Annotated in this window: 13 protein-coding genes and 1 tRNA gene; 4 read left to right on the top strand and 10 right to left on the bottom strand. The window is 57.2% G+C overall.

All coding sequences use genetic code 11. The features are described from left to right. The first annotated feature begins 180 nt into the window (after positions 1 to 180). Both G522_RS0103270 and G522_RS29900 read left to right on the top strand, forming a co-directional pair. Positions 181 to 270, top strand: a tRNA-Ser gene (locus tag G522_RS0103270). An 86-nt stretch (positions 271 to 356) separates the two neighbouring features. Then, positions 357 to 1937, top strand: coding sequence for a DUF6538 domain-containing protein (locus tag G522_RS29900; protein WP_156886806.1), 1581 nt, complete (start codon positions 357 to 359; stop codon positions 1935 to 1937). Positions 1938 to 2144: 207 nt separating this feature from the next. Here G522_RS29900 and G522_RS28790 read toward each other — a convergent pair whose 3' ends face one another. From G522_RS28790 to G522_RS28785, 3 genes are read right to left on the bottom strand one after another with little or no spacing between them, the layout of a single operon-like run. Beyond that, positions 2145 to 2684, bottom strand: a complete 540-nt coding sequence (locus tag G522_RS28790) for a hypothetical protein (RefSeq protein WP_051228241.1) — start codon at positions 2682 to 2684, stop codon at positions 2145 to 2147. Next, positions 2681 to 3031, bottom strand: a complete 351-nt coding sequence (locus tag G522_RS0103250; protein WP_026789811.1) for a hypothetical protein — start codon at positions 3029 to 3031, stop codon at positions 2681 to 2683. Before G522_RS0103250 ends, G522_RS28790 begins: the two co-directional genes overlap by 4 nt. A gap of 55 nt (positions 3032 to 3086) precedes the next feature. Continuing rightward, positions 3087 to 4853, bottom strand: a complete 1767-nt coding sequence (locus G522_RS28785) for a MobA/MobL family protein (protein WP_051228239.1) — start codon at positions 4851 to 4853, stop codon at positions 3087 to 3089. A 456-nt stretch (positions 4854 to 5309) separates the two neighbouring features. Between G522_RS28785 and G522_RS0103240 the strand changes: the two genes are divergently transcribed. After that, positions 5310 to 5570: a hypothetical protein gene (locus tag G522_RS0103240; protein WP_026789810.1), complete on the top strand. Its 261-nt coding sequence runs from the start codon at positions 5310 to 5312 to the stop codon at positions 5568 to 5570. Then, positions 5567 to 7687: a DotA/TraY family protein gene (locus tag G522_RS0103235; protein WP_026789809.1), complete on the top strand. Its 2121-nt coding sequence runs from the start codon at positions 5567 to 5569 to the stop codon at positions 7685 to 7687. The genes G522_RS0103240 and G522_RS0103235 overlap by 4 nt, the downstream gene beginning before the upstream one ends. A 103-nt stretch (positions 7688 to 7790) precedes the next feature. On the opposite strand, the gene G522_RS29895 is transcribed toward G522_RS0103235, so the two are convergent. The 7 genes from G522_RS29895 to G522_RS0103195 all read right to left on the bottom strand — a co-directional run bounded on the left by G522_RS29895 (position 7791) and on the right by G522_RS0103195 (position 16013). Beyond that, positions 7791 to 8027 carry a hypothetical protein gene (locus G522_RS29895; RefSeq protein WP_156886805.1) on the bottom strand — a complete coding sequence of 79 codons (237 nt, stop codon included), beginning with the start codon at positions 8025 to 8027 and terminating at the stop codon, positions 7791 to 7793. 422 nt (positions 8028 to 8449) lie between these two features. Beyond that, the gene (locus tag G522_RS0103220) at positions 8450 to 8707 is read right to left on the bottom strand and encodes a hypothetical protein (protein WP_026789808.1); all 258 of its coding nucleotides are present in this window, start codon (positions 8705 to 8707) and stop codon (positions 8450 to 8452) included. Between the two features lie 157 nt (positions 8708 to 8864). After that, positions 8865 to 9191 carry a hypothetical protein gene (locus G522_RS0103215; protein ID WP_026789807.1) on the bottom strand — a complete coding sequence of 109 codons (327 nt, stop codon included), beginning with the start codon at positions 9189 to 9191 and terminating at the stop codon, positions 8865 to 8867. An 89-nt stretch (positions 9192 to 9280) separates the two neighbouring features. After that, positions 9281 to 9733 carry a hypothetical protein gene (locus tag G522_RS28780; RefSeq protein ID WP_026789806.1) on the bottom strand — a complete coding sequence of 151 codons (453 nt, stop codon included), beginning with the start codon at positions 9731 to 9733 and terminating at the stop codon, positions 9281 to 9283. A gap of 921 nt (positions 9734 to 10654) precedes the next feature. Continuing rightward, a complete protein-coding gene (locus G522_RS0103205; RefSeq protein ID WP_169453473.1) occupies positions 10655 to 12742 on the bottom strand; it encodes a hypothetical protein in 2088 nt (695 codons plus the stop codon). A gap of 452 nt (positions 12743 to 13194) precedes the next feature. Further along, positions 13195 to 13686 carry a protein-tyrosine phosphatase family protein gene (locus G522_RS0103200; RefSeq protein ID WP_026789804.1) on the bottom strand — a complete coding sequence of 164 codons (492 nt, stop codon included), beginning with the start codon at positions 13684 to 13686 and terminating at the stop codon, positions 13195 to 13197. 20 nt (positions 13687 to 13706) lie between these two features. Continuing rightward, positions 13707 to 16013 (bottom strand): AAA family ATPase, encoded by a 2307-nt coding sequence (locus G522_RS0103195; RefSeq protein WP_026789803.1) that lies wholly within the window; start codon positions 16011 to 16013, stop codon positions 13707 to 13709. Positions 16014 to 16156 lie beyond the last annotated feature (143 nt).

The raw sequence follows: 16156 nt of genomic DNA, 5'->3' as shown, positions 1-16156 counted from the left end.
ACAGGGTCCGTCGGCGCTTTTTGACGCGAATTTCCTGGTGCAAGTACCTATAGGAAACAAAGGGTTGGCGCGAAAGCTGGCTCTTATTTCACGGACTTTTTCTTTGAGTTCGCTACCCCTCTTGCGCTCCGAACGAACATCGCTATAGTGCGCGGCCACGAGCCGGGGCGCCGGCCGTATGGAGAGGTGGCCGAGTGGTTTAAGGCGCACGCCTGGAACGCGTGTATAGGGGCAACCCTATCGAGGGTTCGAATCCCTCCTTCTCCGCCATCGCATTCGCAAACCATTGATGTTCAAGAAGTCCTGGTTTTGGGGACTTCTTTACCGCCGGACTGGTACACAACGGTGGTACACACATGGTCCTCGCAATGGCACGCCCCTTCAAGCATCCGGATACCGGCATTTTTTGGTTTCGAAAGAGGGTTCCTGAAGCCCTTCGGGAAATGGTTGGCAAGCGGGAGGAGAAATTCACCCTTGGAACCCGCGACCCTTCCGAAGCCAAGGCCCTTTTCGCCATCGCGGCTGCTGAAGTCGAATCACGCTGGAAAAATCTTCGCAGGGGTTTGATTAGCCTTAGCGAGCGGCAGGCTGCGGCAATTGCAGGCGAAATCTATCGCGAGATTGTAGACGGCGAAAAAGACAATCCATCGGATAATCGCGAACATCGAATAGACGCCCTCATGCACGATCGGCTCGGAGAAGATCCGAAGACGGTTTCTGTTGCCATTTTCGGAGACCAGAATACTGGACAGCGCTTCTTGGCCGTCATGCAACAGCGCCGCGTGGAAGAGCCGATTACGAAATACCTTGATCGCCATGGGCTCCGGATCGATCCGCAAAGCCGGAAATTACTGGAGACGCAGGTTGGTCGCGCAATTTACGAGGCACGCCAATATCTGCAGCGGCTTACCACGGGCGATTGGAGGGAGGATCCGAATGGAGACCGTTTCCCGGTACTAGAAAAGGCAGAAACCTCCCCATCGCAGAAAATTGGAAAGAGGACCGTTCTCGACGCTTTCGAGGGATATCTAAAAGAGCGCAAGCCCTCGGCCGCGACCGAAAAACGGTGGCGTCCAATTATCACTGCTGTATCCGATGAAGTCGGCGATATTTCGGACTTAACCGACGATTGGTGCATCGCTTGGAAGAATCGTCTTCTAGATCAAGGTCTAGAAAACGGAACGGTTCAAAACGCGTATCTCGGATCGTTGAGGACAGTTTGTGAGTATGCAGTCGACCAAAAGTGGATTCGAGAAAATCCTGTCGCTAAAATTTCAGTCCGTGTTCAGAAAAAACGGCGAACTCGTGCTCAAAAAGGATTCACCCACGACGAAGCGCGGACCATATTGAAGGCTACGCTACAATCAACAACCGAGCGAATGACACCTGAAGGCGCCGCCGCGCGGCGCTGGGTTCCTTGGCTTTGCGCTTATACTGGCGCGAGAGTTGGCGAGATTGCTCAATTGCGCAAAGAGGATGTGCGGCAATCCGATGGCGTTTGGGTTTTCCATATAACCCCCGAGGCCGGGACCACCAAGAACGCTGCCGCCCGTGATGTACCACTTCATAGCCATTTGATTGAACAAGGGTTTTTGTCTTTCGTAGCTCAATCACGTTCTGGCCCACTATTTTATGATCCACGGATGGGTCGTGGCGGAACCGTCGCTAATCCAACTTATAAGAAAATCGGCGAGCGCATTGGCAAATGGGTTCGCAGTCTGGGAATTAATGATCCGGAACTTCAACCTAATCACGGCTGGCGCCATAGATTCACGTCGGTAGTGCAAGACCCGGAAGTGCTTCTAAAAACAAAACAAATCAATTACATACAAGGTCACGCGCCCGCCAACGTCGGCGAGGAATACGGCGATTGCCTTCCTGCGGCACTCAAAAGAGGCGTCGATACGATTCCGAGAATCATTGTCGACGGGCTGTAACCTCTCGGTTCGTTCGGACAGCTTAATCACCCATTGTCCCGGTTCCACCATCATCATCCGGCGGCTGCTGCGAGGACGGGATGACAACGGCTCGATATCGCCAGACATAGACCGTCGAATCCGCATGTGATGCGGCTGTAGCGGCCGAAATCACGGATGCGAATCCGAGGGCGATGAGGGCGGTAGCTAAGATGCGCATGTCGGACTCTATTTCTGAGTTGCTGCGGGTTTCGGGCCGGAGGTCGGACGATCCGGCGTGATCAGTTTGAGCAATGAGCGCCGTCCGGTTCCACGCTCCCGGAACAAGTTTGATGCGGGGGAAGCGGGGTCGCGTCGGTTTCGGGTCGCGGCGGCGATCAGTCGAGCACCGGCCGCCCGCCACGCGGCGGCGGCCTGTCGCTGCGAACGTCGAACGGCAATCGCCAGCCGAGGCCATTCGTCGTCCGGGACCGTTGCGAAAAACGCCTGCATTTCGAGATCGTCGGCCACGGTCATATTCGGACCTAACCAGTCGTCCCAGCGCTGCGCTGGAGTTTGTGTCCGGCGGACGAGGTCGTCGCGGCCGGAGTTTTTAGCTTCGGATTCGGTGACCGTGGTCCACCCAATCCAACCCGGAAGGCCGTCCGGTGTGGGTGGGAGAAAATACACAGCTTTCTCCCACCCGGGCACGGGACGGCCCGAAGCCCGGCGGTTGACGTAAATCCGCACCATGTCATCCGAGGCCCGCGAGGCCCGGGCGCGCTTCATTTTGGCCTCCACGCGGGGGCGTTGTCGGGGGCGGAAACGCTCGGGGATGGAACAGCGTATCCGGCATCCTGCGCATCGTAAATATCTTGCAGTTCTTCGCACCCGACTTTCTCCCAATGGTAGATATTATCAATAATATCAATCGGTTGCATCTTCGCGAGTTCCGCACGCTGCTTGTCGTCGAGATAAGAGCTGACGAACGCCTGCAGTCCCATATCCAACTTTTTGAATGCTTCCTGATCGCCTTTCGCGGCGCCGACGAGCAAATTGGCGTTTGCGGTGCGTTCCTTAACATCGGCAAGGAACTCTTCCTCGCTCTCATACCAGTCCATGTCAAATTGTGTCATTTCTTCCTCCACTTTTGCAGTTCAACCATTGTTTTCGTGACGAACGAAATACGGATCACGTCGGCCGTTGTTCGTCCGTCGGGGCGGCCTCGACGGCCGGACGGGCGATCGAGCCGAGGGCATCGGGATCGTGCTCGGCTTCGGCACGGCCTTTGGCACGCCAGTTTTCCAGTTCGGCGACGATGTCGAGCGGCCGCTGACGGGCGAGTTCGGCGCGCTGGTTGTCATCGAGATATGAGCTGACGAATTTTTTCAAATCCGGATCGAGCTTTTCGACGGATTCGAGGTCGCCACGGGCGGCAGCAATGAGCAAATCAGCCTCGGACGCGACCCGGCGCACACCGGCTAAAATCTGTTCGTCGGCCGCCTTCTGAGCGACCTCGGCGGCCCAACGCTGCTTGAGGGCGTCTGAGGCATCATAGCCGATCACGGCCACATCCTGACGCTGCGCTTCAAGCCACAGGCGTTCGCGAAATTCCTCGGGGCCGTGGCTCTCAAGCTGCGCGCCCCATTCGTCATGGGCTTTTTCGACAAGGGCGCGGATGGATTCGTCAGAAAGCGAGCCGTGGACGGTGACATAGTCGCCCGTGTCATGCAGCCTCGATTCCGCGACCGAAACCCAGGCGCCATCATGGCTTTCGGTGACATCTTCGTAGCCCCTTTCGCGCCAACTGTCTGCGATCGATGTAATTGCATATTCGGTTAGGGGGACAGGACGGCTGCTCGGGTTCCGGCGGACGGCAGCAGACTTTTTAAGATGCTGGAAGCCGCCTTTATCGATGCCGATGTCCTCGGCAAGGGCGGCGGCAAGCGGCGCGGCCTGACCGTCCGGACCCCATGTGGAGATTCGGCGGCCCTTGACCTCGACCCAGCCGCCATCGTTGCACTGGATGCGAATCCGATCGCGGCGCCGAACGTCAACCAAGTTGATGTCAGAGGCGAAAGGCGACGGATCGAAATCCGGAAACCGTTGGCGGAGTAGGCCGGACTTGTAATCCGTTCGCGCCTCCTCGGTTGGGAGCCTCGGGAATCCTTTTCGATTTTGTGACATCTCTTCCTCCACTTTTTGCAGTTCGTTCAGGGCTTTTCGATGTTCACGAAATGCTGACACAACGGCCGTCCGTCGATCGTGCAGCCGACGGCGACGAACGGATGCCATCCTCTGTTCACCCATCTGCGGTTCCGGTTCGCGATCGAGCCCTCGGGCGGCGTAGCTCCGGGAGTCGACACGACGGCCAGAATCGACCTCGCGGAGCAAGCTGTTGATGAGGTCGGAGACCCTGGCGCGTTCGGCTTTCAGAGCCGAACCACGCTCTCCACCCTGTCGGCCGCCGGATTCAAACATGGCGGCAAGGGTGGCGTTGCGGACGCTTGCAAATCCGGACTCGGTCGATGGATCGAGCCGACGGGGCGTCATGAGAATGTGTGCGTGGGGTTGTTCCTGGCCGTCGGCCGCCTTGGGAGCATGGATAGCGACATCACAGACCGCGCCCGCCGTAATGTATTTTTTCATGACGCTCTCAACGAACTCGCGCCATCGATCGCGGGGCAGATCGCGAGGGATGGAAATCTCAACCTCGCGGGCGCAGACGGCATCTTTTCTTCGTTCGGCGGCCTCGACGTGGTTCCATAGCTGCGCGCGATCCAAGGCCCATGACGGAGCACCTTCGGGGGCGAGGATGAAACTATCGATGACGTGTTTTTTCCGGCGAAAGTCGAACTCGCGGCCGGTTCGGGAGTCGGTCAGCACCGTCGCAGCGCGGTAGGCGGCGGCTGCGACGGTGCTGCGGCCTTTCGAGCGTTGAAGAACCTTCACGCTCATATGGAAAAGCGCTTCGGAGGCTGGGAGCGATGTCATGATGGCCGGGCGCTTAAGCGTCGGCCCATGACATTCGACGACGGATTTGAGAGGTCGGGAGACCGCGAAAATCGTCCAGGCGAGGAGTGGGCGGAACGGATTCGGAATACGTCGAAAACATCGGGGCACTTAAGCGTCGGCCGAAATTCAGGGACGAATTCGATGCCCGGATCGGCGAGTATAAATCGACCCTGAAACCGTGTTCCGGCCGTATCACCAGCGCCGATGGTAGAGTTTAAGCGCCGTCGGAGCATGTAATCCGTCTCCATGAAGTCCATACAGGCAAGCTGCGTCACTTGTGACGCTTAAGCGCGCCTTTCAGGTACATCTTTATTGGTTTCAGCATGCGACTACACTTGTGCCGGCGCAATATTGAGAGAAAGATATTCTCATTCAGAAAAGCTATTTCGGGAGGAAAACATGGTCGATTTGAGCGCGTTGAAACAGCGAAAAGCGGACCTCGAAAGCCGCTTGGCGCAAACCGAATCCGCACTCAAGTCGGCTCGCCGGGCGGATGACAGCCGTAGAAAAATCGTCCTCGGCGGAGCGATCTTGGCGGCGTTGAAAGCGAGCGAAATCGACGGGTCGGCCGTGCGGAAAATCCTGGCCGCGCATGTCGCTGACCGGGATAAGCGGCTGTTTGACGGCTCGCCGCTTGCGATCAGGGAGCCGAGGCAATGAGCACGATTGATATCAATCCTGCCGTCGATCTTTTCGCAAACCTTCCCGCGACTGACTGGTCCAAGAGAATGATCGAAGCCATTCTGGGAACCACAACTGAGCCGTCAACGGTGTCGGGGTTGCTCGGAATCATCGCGTCGGCGCTGATGCTCATAGGTGTGATGTGGATGGTCTACAGCGTTGGCTCAATGATCATTGGAGCAGCGCGAACAGGGCATCCGCTTCCAGAGGCGACCTCGGGATATTGGGCCATGATGAGGCCTACGATTGCGCTTGGAATGCTAGTTCCGATGACGACAGCAGGTCTCTCCGGCGTCCACTATCTTGTCAAAGAAGTGGCAACGATTAGCGCCAATCTGGGAAACGCGGTCGCTCTGCAATATGTTGAAAACGCAACGGTTTCAGGCAATTCACCGTTACCGATTTCAGGCTCCGGGCAGTCGCTCGTTTATGGGTTGGTGCGCGCCGAGGTCTGCTCGGCCGTGAGGCTGAGGGCCGGCCGCACACTGGGGGAAACGGCGACCACGGCGGCGCGGATTCCGGCCGCATCCGGGAGCGTGATTCAAGCGGGCGAACGGAGATCCTGGTGGACTGGCGAGGTCACAGAAGCCGGAAAAAACACCGGATACGCATGGGACTATGGTCCGGCGTGCGGCTCCTTGACAGTTTCGAACCCTGAAAATTTCGGAGATTTCGGAACGACACGGAGGCAGGCGGTTGCAGGAGTGGTTTCGTCCATTCGGGCGCTGAAAATCGGCGACCAGATAGCTGATGTGATCGGGCGGACTCCCGGCGCAACCTCGGAGGACTCGGAAACACTAGTGAAGTCAATAGTTTCGACATGGCGAAATAACGGGACACTGATAACCCAACTCGTCGAGCAGCTGAATCAAATCGCGGAAAATTATAATCGCACGATTTCACAAGCTGCTCGATCGGCCGCAACAGCCTCGGATTCTGGACTGAGACAAAAGCTCGTCGAGCATATCAAAAGTTGCGGTTGGCCTTGTGTCGGCGGCTACTATCGAACTGTCGCCACTCTGAATCTAGCTGCGTCGTCGAACGCTGCGGAAAAGCCAACGGTCACCGAGCCAGATCCAAAATCATGGGGAATGTATGGTTCGACCGTCGGCGCAGCGCTGAAACTCGTTGATAATCAAATACTTACAGAAAGCGCAGATGTCCGATTGACGGCTGATGATCTTCGGACGCAAGCCGACGATGATGCAGACAGCACGTTCGCACGGATGATTGAGAGCATAACTCAGCCGATGAAAGATTATTTGACAGTTTATCCAGGGTTTTCACCGGACCCGATTTCCGATTTGATGAATACAGGTAACTCATTGATAGTTGGTGCGGAGGCGGCTTTCGGCATCGGGGCGGCCGCGACTGGAACGGCACATTTCTTCGGATCGGCGGCAGGGGCCACCCTTGATTTTCTTCTCGGGGCGGCCTCTCCGGCAATCAAGGCCTCCTACGGCGCGGGTGTCATGCTGCAATATGTTCTTCCTATAATACCTTGGATATACGTGACATTTTCATTTTTTGCATGGGGACTTGAGCTGTTAGTGGCCTCGATCGCCGTCCTCATCTGGGCGTTCGGGCATTTGCGTCTCGACGGCGGCAGCTTCGTCGATAAGGCCCAAGCGTTCGGGTATGGCTCCTTGTTCGTGTCCATCTTGTTGCGTCCGGCTACTATCGTGGCCGCGTACGTTGCCGCCATCAGCGTAAGCATCGTTGGTCTGAATTTCCTGAGATATAGCTTCTCGTTCGCCTCTGATGCCGCGATGGCCGGATTTACATTGGGAATTTCTGGGGTATTGGTCTATGGGATACTCGCAATCGTCGTTCAATTCATGGCATTTCATTACATTTTCCGATCGATACTTACCGCTCCCGAACGCGTCGGTCAGTGGTTGGGGCTTCAGATTTCGAGCTGGCGGGAGTCCGAAGGCGGTGCCCTGATAATCGGAAGCGTCGGCGGACGGCTAAGTGGGATGGGAGGTGGGCTCCCGGGATTCAAGGGAGGCGGCGGCAAAGGATCGGCGGGCGAGACATCCGGCAGTGGTAGTGCCGGAGCGTCGGCGGGGCCGGGCGCTTCGAGACCTCGATAATAAAGAAAAGGGCGGTCCTGGTGGGCCGCCTTTTCGATTCAAACTCGCCCTCTGCGGGACGGACTAGCGATCTATCTGAATTTAAAAGCAATATTTGATATGGTCAATGCTCGACAGGGCATAATGAGATTTCAATTTCATCACCCTCGATCTCAACCATGAGGTCAGTTGGATCGCCGCATTGCACCGATGCGCAGGCCATCGCAGCCATATCCTCGATGTCAGCTGCGATGTCGATTTCATCATAATTATCAAGAAGATAAAGTCGAAGTGCAGCGGCCCGAAGGCGACTTGCGACTGGGCAAGAGGCGCATTGCGCCGGGAAAAAAGAGACTCGCATGTGGCTGGCCTCACGAAAGAAGGAACGGGCGCTACAGCGCGCCCGCGAGGTGAAGAAAAACGATGGTTGTAACCGGCGTCAGGATCGGCAGAAGAGCCGCGATCTCGGCCCAATGATCGCGGATGCGGTAGCTGTGCATCGCGGCCTCCATCAGTGACCGAGCCACGCGACGAATGCGAGGATCGCGAGGAACCAGAGCAAAGTGATCACGGGAGAGAAGGCGTAGAGGGCAGCTGCAAGGGCGCGGCGGAGGCGGTAGGACATCGGGGTTCTCCTGTTTGGCCGCCGCATCGGCGGTCATCATGGCGTCCGATGAGACGTCGATCCGGTCGGGTAGCTGCCTGTCGCACAGCGACACGCTTGCGCTTGGGCATGAGCGCGCCCGATCCGGATCGATGTAAGGAAAAGCCGATGATGACCGTTCAGGCGGCCGGAAGTCGGAGAGCGAGAGTAAGTCCGCCCATCAGCATAACGCCAACAACCACGCTAGCGCGCCAGTACAATGACTGCCCTTGCGCTCGGTGCCACACCAGAGCGCCACTGGCTATTGCGGTCACGACAGCGGCGTACAGCAGCCACCACAGCCCGAGGCGGTAGCCACCTGTCAGCTGATAGCCAATGATCACCACGACCGCCGCAGCGTAAATGGCTGCAATGGCGCGGATTTTCCAATTCTCCATTGTCCTGTCCTTTCATTTCGTTCGCCGTGAGTTTCGCGGTGGGAGGCTGGCCCTCCTAGTCGCCGTCTGCGTTCGACGGCGATTAAGCAAGGTCAGATGGCACCAACGATAACGTCGCGGCAGGTGTCGACGATTAAAATGGTGCAGGCTGCTGCTGTCAGTTGCGCTTTCTAAAAACGCACTTGGCGATTTCCGCCCCGACTATGCCGTATTGGAAGTCAAATTCGCAGGTGGAGATTGTCGGCTTGCCCGCCTCGATAGCGGTAAACATGGAGATGTGTGGGCCAACATCCCGCCCCCATTCCTCACGGACTATCACGAGTCCGGCATACCTCGTTGCGGCACACGACTGAACGCGGCCAGCCTTAAGTTTCCGAGTGCTCTGGGCGTCGGTGTGGGCCTCCACGTACTTCTCGTGCTCTTCAAGAATGCGATAGATTGACTCGTTGCGTGTGATCACGCCCTCACTTACAAAAAGTCTCACTGCGACCTCCTGTTAGCTCTTGATCTAGCGTTGTATTTCATCAGAGAACCCGCCTGCAGATGGGCGGAAAATGCGTCAGACTTAGGTGATCAACACGCGTCAGGCATCGGCGTCGCCATGCCGGCAACCATCGCCGCCGACGCCGCGCGGGCGGCTTCGCGGGCCGCACGTAGTGCCTTGGCGGGAGTCGGGTACTGATCAAACACGACGGAGTCGTCATCGAAATCGATCGAGATAATGTGCCAGTACTCGCGATCGGGTATCCGTCGTCCGCTGCCCGTCGTGTAATCGCCACCGAACTCAATCACATCGTTGGCCTTGATTGTGGTCAGGTCGACGATGCGACCGCGCTGCGACAGGTAGGTGCGGGTCATCCGGGCCGCGTTCGGACCAGATAACACCGCAGCCCAGTTGCCTCCCCGCTTGTGGGAACAATACACGAATGACCTGATTGAGCCGCCGTCCATCGGCAGTTCATAGCGCTCTGCGCCCTCTGGCGCGTTGTCCGCTATCTCGGCGGTTTGGGTGTCACTCTCACTCATATCAGTCTCCAACTTTGCTCGGCCTCGCCGTACCACCCGGCTTCGCCATTCATGTTGCCTCATTAGCAACCCCACCATAAAAGCACATCCTCCTCGTCGGCGCAACAGTATCGATTGTTTGTGTTAGGCTATAGTTAAAATCAAATCATCGTATTATCTCCGTCTCAGGCCTCGCGATACTATTTTATGCTCTAATTAATTTTTTGGTTATTAACATCATTTTGGGCATTTCTTTTCGTTTGTTACCATCGAATTCGTTACGCCTTATTTTTTAATTCGTGCTCATCGAATTCGAAATTCCATTTATTTCGCGCGACAGTTGGGAATTAACCAACTGCGAATTCGCAGCGGAACGGATTCGCATTTCGTGCGTCACGAAAAGGAAGGCGTCGTGAAATCGTTCGCGAGGCGGTCAGCGAACGGGTTGACGGCCTCGTCGTCGGCATAGGCTTTCGCTGGTCACGCCCCCGAGGAGGTGGGACCCAGCATCGAAGATGCGTCAGAAAGCCGACGACGAGGCCGTCACCGACGACCTGGCTCCGGTGACTATGCGTGAGGAGTGGTCGGCGTAGCCGATCCGGGCGAGACAAGTGGCTCGTCCAGAAGCGAGGGAGCATCGCCGCCGGAAGGGAGGAGGGAAACCCTGAGCGGGTTTTTCGAGGTGAGGAATCGTACTGCCGGAACGACAACAGGCCTCTGGCGGGCTCTGTAGGCGGTTTTAGAATCGCGTCAAACGGGTGGAGTGACGAGAGCGACCGAATTTACCGCTATGACGGGATAATGGAGATCTGGGATTCCAATCCCCTCCGGATCGTTGATTCGGCTGCGGTCCCCCAGGGGACCTCGCGCCGCCTCGCGGGGGCGACCTCGATTCCCCGCCTTCGGATCGGCTAACCGATCCTCGGCGTTGCGGATTGAGGGCTAAGCGGCAACGGGCAACGAGTCGTCGTCGTCCCACGGCGGCGGTTCGGACGATGCATGGTCCTGTGACGACAGCCACGACTCGTGCGCCAGCAGCATGATGACATCCTCATCGTCCTCATCATCGTCGAGAGACGGTCGGACAGCATGAGACCATATGGAGACCACATCGACCGACGACGGTGGAGCAGTTTCGGTGTCGGGTTGTGGAGACCGATCTGGATCAGAATGGGACTGAAGAGCTGTGGCTGACTGGACAATTGCCGGAGCATCATCGTTGTCCGAACCACCGTTCTGAAATGTCGTGTGATGTGATGATGAGCGAGCCGTGAAAACCTCTGCTATTTTTCTAAGACCGTCTGTCACAGTGGTCTTGCAGGCCTCGGAAACCTCGCTAACGACGGACATCGCCGCCTCGAAATGCCGGAGAACCGTGCGATAAGCAATGCCCGCACGATCGGCGACGGCCGCCTTGGTGATCTCCGCACCCTCGGCACGAAGGGCGGCCACGGCCTCCCGTATCGCGTTGAGAGATGCATCCCTACGAGTGCCTGCCGCATGCCGGCCGCCAGCAGCCTGGCGGTCGTGAAGTGACAAGCCGCCGAGGGTGCCCCTGAGGGCTCCCGGGTTTGCCGTCCGGCGCCGGACGGACGGGTCAAAGTGCTTCGCGGCCCAACGGCAAACGGAACCTAACATCGCCATCGCCTTGCGGGGCGGGACACTTGCCATTGCGTGACGAGCATCGTGTCCGAGAGCGGCGACGAACGCCTCGGCGAGGTCGTCGCCGGCTAACGCGCCGCGTTCGTCACCGTCGGTGATCCATTGACGAGCGAGCGACCAACAGGCGGCAGACGCTTCCTTGAAAAAAGCGTTTGACTGGCATGTGTCGAGACCGACGGCGGCGGCGCGAACAGCGGTCTGGCGTTCGGCCATCGTCGTATCGTCTTCGCCGATCCAAGGTTCCAGTCGAACAAACATATGGCCGAGCGACATCGGATCGCGGGAATTCATAATCGCCGTCGTCCAATGGGGGCAAAGTGGATTTTTGACGCGCATCGGATTCGACAAACCACCCAAGTCGGAACCGACGGGCCTGGTGGCCGCCGTCAACGCCCGCGCGACGGCATGATAGAGACGCTGGGGAGCTGGAAATGCCTTGGAATCGAAGCGAATTCGGCTCTTTTCCGGAAGCAGCCAGATAAAGTGCGGCCGGACGATTCTGCCGTCGGACAATTCGTCCCCCACGACGAGATGAGGTAGCAACTCTATGCTTTCAAACGCCTCAATCAACGCGAAACGAAGAGCGTCCCAGCTGCTGAATATCCCATCACAATCGACGCGGATGAAGCCCCTCACACTTTTTTGCCCCTCGACATACACTTCGTCGAGTCCGAGCAATTTGCTGCCGACTGCCTTTGTGTATTCTTTCGAGCCGACCTTAAGCGACTGTTTCAGCTCGGTTTCGTCGGCATCGCGCTTGCTTGGGCGGGCCTTGGGAAGGCATGAGGCGAAGAGCTTCAGAAGCTCGTGTTCGTCGCTTCGGAGGCCCTGATATGTGAACGCCGAGCGCTCACGACCCGTCGCCAGATCTTCGCCGCCCGCCCATTTATAGCCGGCGACCAAACGGTCGATGACGGCCTCACGTCGATTGCGGAGGGCATCGCGGATGTCGAGTTCCTTGACGACGCGCCTGCGGATGCCTTCTTCTGTTGCATTCGGGAACTTCTGTCGGGCCTTCTCAGCGAGGTCGGCTTTCAGAATCTCGCCGCTGGCAACGTGCCACGCGTCCGAGATCGAACCAGCCGCCCCTGATGCGAGTATCTCCCGCGCCGCCTCGCGTATAAGCGCCTCCCGGATCGACCGTTTGGCGTCTCGCACAAGGCGAGCATTCTGGCGGCAAACCCGACGAAGGTCAGTCTTCTTGAGATGCGCTCCTTCGGCGGCGGAAGCGAAAGTGATCGTGCTTGGGCCGATCGAGCCTGCGGCTCCGTCGGCCCACGTTTTCACAGGCCGAGGCCAATTTTGTTGACAAGCAGATTGTGAGGAGGACGTCGTCTGGCTGGGTGCGTATCCCAGCAGGGCGCTCACCGATTATCGGCGCGGGTCTTGACGACTATGCGGAACGGGCTGATCATGATCCTGTCCTTGACATGACCCCCGCGAGCGGCTCCAACCGCGTTGACCGGGGGTCTTGTTATTATTGGACCCACCGGGCGGTTTCAGCGTCAAGCCGTCGGCAGACTCGTTCCGCATCCGAAACAACTATCTGCAATGAAATCAGAAGCGTATAAGCCGTAGGGCATCGCCCGGGGGCCATTCGCGACCCGGCCGGCGGTTAACAGGGCAGCATAAAGAGGTAGGAGCCGACGGCGACGGACGGGACATTCTGCACCCGTCGGACGGGACAATTTCGTCATGAACTTTTTCGTTACGCGGATTGCTTATAGGCTGAGCCCAAAGCCCTTAGTGGAGTGACCACATTAAATAGCGGAGGCGCGGGACCGGACCTTGTGCCCCATGGTCGCGAAGATTTGGCACCCTCAGTCAACGTATTGATATCGATCCCAGTTCAATCTGACATAGTCGGCCATGCCGCGCGCGGGCGAGTAAGGTGGGTAGAGTAGCTGGAACGTCTGAAGCGCTTCGACAAAAGCCATGCCTGCGAAGCGATTGGTGTGTCGCCTCAGATAGAGCAAGGCGATAGAGGGCGAACGCGACTGGCCCTGGTTGCAGTGGAGTAGGACCTTGGTAGTCCCCAGATTACGATGAATGGCTTCAAGCGCAGCCTCGACAATCTCCATGGGGACGTAGGCGACATCATTCGTATCAACCAAGTTGAGGAATAGGTGACCATCGCGGTGCGCGATCAGGTATTCTGGATGATCCTTAGGCGCGCCACGCCCAGTATAACCGACCGCTCGGCGATGATATGGATCCTTGCAGGCGTGGATGAAGAACCAGCCGGGCTCGCGGCATAGGTGCTGTTCATCCTTTTCGTCGCCGACGAAAAGGTTCGAATGGATTTCGATCATAATGGTCTTTCCTTAATCGATCAGGCGCTCTCGGAGGCGACAAGCGCTCCCTCCATGTCAGGCAGCGCTTGGACAACTTCCGTCGCAAGTTCCGCAGCGGTCGTGGCTGCATCATCTTGGGGAGGCGCTTCCTCTGGCCCCATCATCATCGCGTAGTGCGCGCCATGATTGGTAGTCTGGAAAATCTGTTTGAAGACCGCAAGATAGCGCCCAACGGTCGTCTCGTCGGCCGCGACATAAAGATCGTCCGCGAAGTTATGCGATCCGTCATTGATCCATGAGAACAGCGATGCGCAGATCTGCTGGTCACGCCCCACAAACTTCGCGATGACGGCGTCCTTATCCATATTTCCGAGGATCGTGAAGTAGTACTCCAAAATCCTCCGCAGAACGTTTTGAATCGTGAGGTTTGAACGACCTGGATTCTGGACCTCAGCCCAGAGCAATTCGTATGAGGTCCGGATTGGGTTCTTTTGGTGCCCTTCGACGATCGTGATGTTTCCGGTCTTCCGGACGATCCAGAACGTTTCGTGGGAGCGGCGTTCACCTTGCTGTCGTTTCGGATCGAATGACACTTCCTTATGGAAGTAGATGTTGTGGGTCAGGACAAAAACCTGTTTCACCCGCCCTTTGCCGTCCACCGCTTCACCCAGAACTCGCTTGATAAGTGCGCTGACAATGAAAAGCACGTCGCTGTCGAGACTTGACACTGGATCGTCGAAGACGACGATACGATCGACATTCATCCCACTTGCCGACGTGCTGCCGCGGATCAAGTGATAGAAGTACAAAAAGGTGATGAAACTTCGCTCGCCCTCGCTGAGGGTTTCCCGGGCATCGCTGCCGTCGCCGCGAACAATGGCATAGAATTGCTGTTTGTCGCCGGCGGTCGTCAGCCAAAAGCTACTGAACCCAAATGACGCGAGGATTGCGTTGATCTCAGTCACCGTGGGCTGAACGCTAGTCACCTGCCTCTCAAGCTCGGCCAGTGTTGATTGCGCTCCGATCAAGGCTTGGGCCTTGGCCTCGATGCCGATCGATAGCCCAGCGATGGCCCTGTCGAGATTGCTCTTGGCAGTCGTATATTGTGCGATCAAGTCCTTCTTTTCTTCAGTTAGGCATTTCCAAATCTCGGCGACGAGCGTCTTGCGCTCGGCGACGAGGTTATCGACGAGGGCATTGTGCCTAGCGATCTCTCGGTTTGCCTGCTCAATGACGGAAGCCACGGCACCTAGAGGCTCAGCCATAGGCTCTAGGGTCACCGGTATGCTGGGTTCCTTTCGCTTGCGTTCAAGGTGCCCCTTATTGAGGAGGATTAGCGTGCGTAGCCTCTCGCATAGGGGACGCAGCTTCTCCACGTCGATATGTGGGCTTCCGGAGGCAAGAGCCGCTTCGGCTTTAGTGAGGATCGCGTCAGCAAAAGTGCGATAGGCTTCTTCCAAGCGTGCGATCGCCACCACATCGGCTAGATATGCTTCGTCGAAGAAGGCGTTCAGCTTGGATAGCAATTCCTCATCAAGGGGCTTCTGGCAGAATGGACATGGAGAACCAGGCCCCTCGGCATAGCGGATTCCCTGGCGCACCCAATCGCTGTTGCCCAGCCGACGAATGAGCGCACCGATGTCGATATCTTCCTTGCCGACGACCTTCTTAGCGAGCACAGGCTCCTGTTCTATATCGAGCAGGTCCTGCCCACCTAGCGTCGATACTGCCGCTAATCGAGTGACACCCTCAGCGAAGACTGTTTGGGCACGGATTTTCAGGTCGTCGACCGAATAGACGACCGCCTGATTGCCCCCAGCCTCTTCGAGGACTCTGTCGCAAAACCTCGTGCGCGAGTTACGCAAGCCGGTGAACGCCTCAGAGAAATGAGCATCATGCGCGGTCTTGATTTCCCAGCATTGGGTTTCAAACGCATCGCGAAGTGCTCGTAGTTCGGCCCGTTTGCCGGTCGAGTGATCCGCAGCTCCAAGAGTTGTTTTCAGCGTACCAATCTGGGTTTCGATCTCTATTACCTTCGCGCGGACATCCTCGATCCTTTTAAGGGTATCGTTCTCAACCTCTCCGAGGGTGAATATGCCGCGCAGTTGTGGGGTAAAGGTCCTATCTACGAAGTCGCTGTTGTAAACGAGCGCTTCAAGTGGACGAGCTCCGCGCCAGATCACAGCGCAATTTGGATATGCAGTCGGGTCAGCGATGATCCTTGAGATAGTCGTCTTCCCCGATCCATTCGTTCCAAAGAGAAAGTTGATGTGCCTAAGCCCATTAAGACGCTGTGGCCCTTCCCCATAAGTCGCCACTCTTGAAATGCTGACTTCCTCGAGCATTTTGCCCCCCATCGGACGACGGCGTTATTGTTGGCTTATCGTCGATCCAGAGGATGATTGGGGGTGAATTAAGCGGCGAAATCAATTCGCTTTGTTGACTGTTAGTCCCTTTCAACCCTTAGCTTCGATAAATCCTATTGTCT

Source organism: Pleomorphomonas oryzae DSM 16300 (assembly GCF_000422965.1).
Classification (GTDB): domain Bacteria; phylum Pseudomonadota; class Alphaproteobacteria; order Rhizobiales; family Pleomorphomonadaceae; genus Pleomorphomonas; species Pleomorphomonas oryzae.
Note: the sequence above shows the minus strand (reverse complement) of the source record. Positions and strands in the feature narration are given on the sequence as shown.

What these genes read in the sequence shown, in the direction of transcription:
- G522_RS29900 (WP_156886806.1), top strand. Translation starts at nt 357, where the DNA reads ATGGTCCTCGCAATGGCACGCCCCTTCAAGCATCCGGATACCGGCATT.
- G522_RS28790 (WP_051228241.1), bottom strand. Translation starts at nt 2,684, where the DNA reads ATGAAGCGCGCCCGGGCCTCGCGGGCCTCGGATGACATGGTGCGGATT.
- G522_RS0103250 (WP_026789811.1), bottom strand. Translation starts at nt 3,031, where the DNA reads ATGACACAATTTGACATGGACTGGTATGAGAGCGAGGAAGAGTTCCTT.
- G522_RS28785 (WP_051228239.1), bottom strand. Translation starts at nt 4,853, where the DNA reads ATGAGCGTGAAGGTTCTTCAACGCTCGAAAGGCCGCAGCACCGTCGCA.
- G522_RS0103240 (WP_026789810.1), top strand. Translation starts at nt 5,310, where the DNA reads ATGGTCGATTTGAGCGCGTTGAAACAGCGAAAAGCGGACCTCGAAAGC.
- G522_RS0103235 (WP_026789809.1), top strand. Translation starts at nt 5,567, where the DNA reads ATGAGCACGATTGATATCAATCCTGCCGTCGATCTTTTCGCAAACCTT.
- G522_RS29895 (WP_156886805.1), bottom strand. Translation starts at nt 8,027, where the DNA reads ATGCGAGTCTCTTTTTTCCCGGCGCAATGCGCCTCTTGCCCAGTCGCA.
- G522_RS0103220 (WP_026789808.1), bottom strand. Translation starts at nt 8,707, where the DNA reads ATGGAGAATTGGAAAATCCGCGCCATTGCAGCCATTTACGCTGCGGCG.
- G522_RS28780 (WP_026789806.1), bottom strand. Translation starts at nt 9,733, where the DNA reads ATGAGTGAGAGTGACACCCAAACCGCCGAGATAGCGGACAACGCGCCA.
- G522_RS0103200 (WP_026789804.1), bottom strand. Translation starts at nt 13,686, where the DNA reads ATGATCGAAATCCATTCGAACCTTTTCGTCGGCGACGAAAAGGATGAA.
- G522_RS0103195 (WP_026789803.1), bottom strand. Translation starts at nt 16,013, where the DNA reads ATGCTCGAGGAAGTCAGCATTTCAAGAGTGGCGACTTATGGGGAAGGG.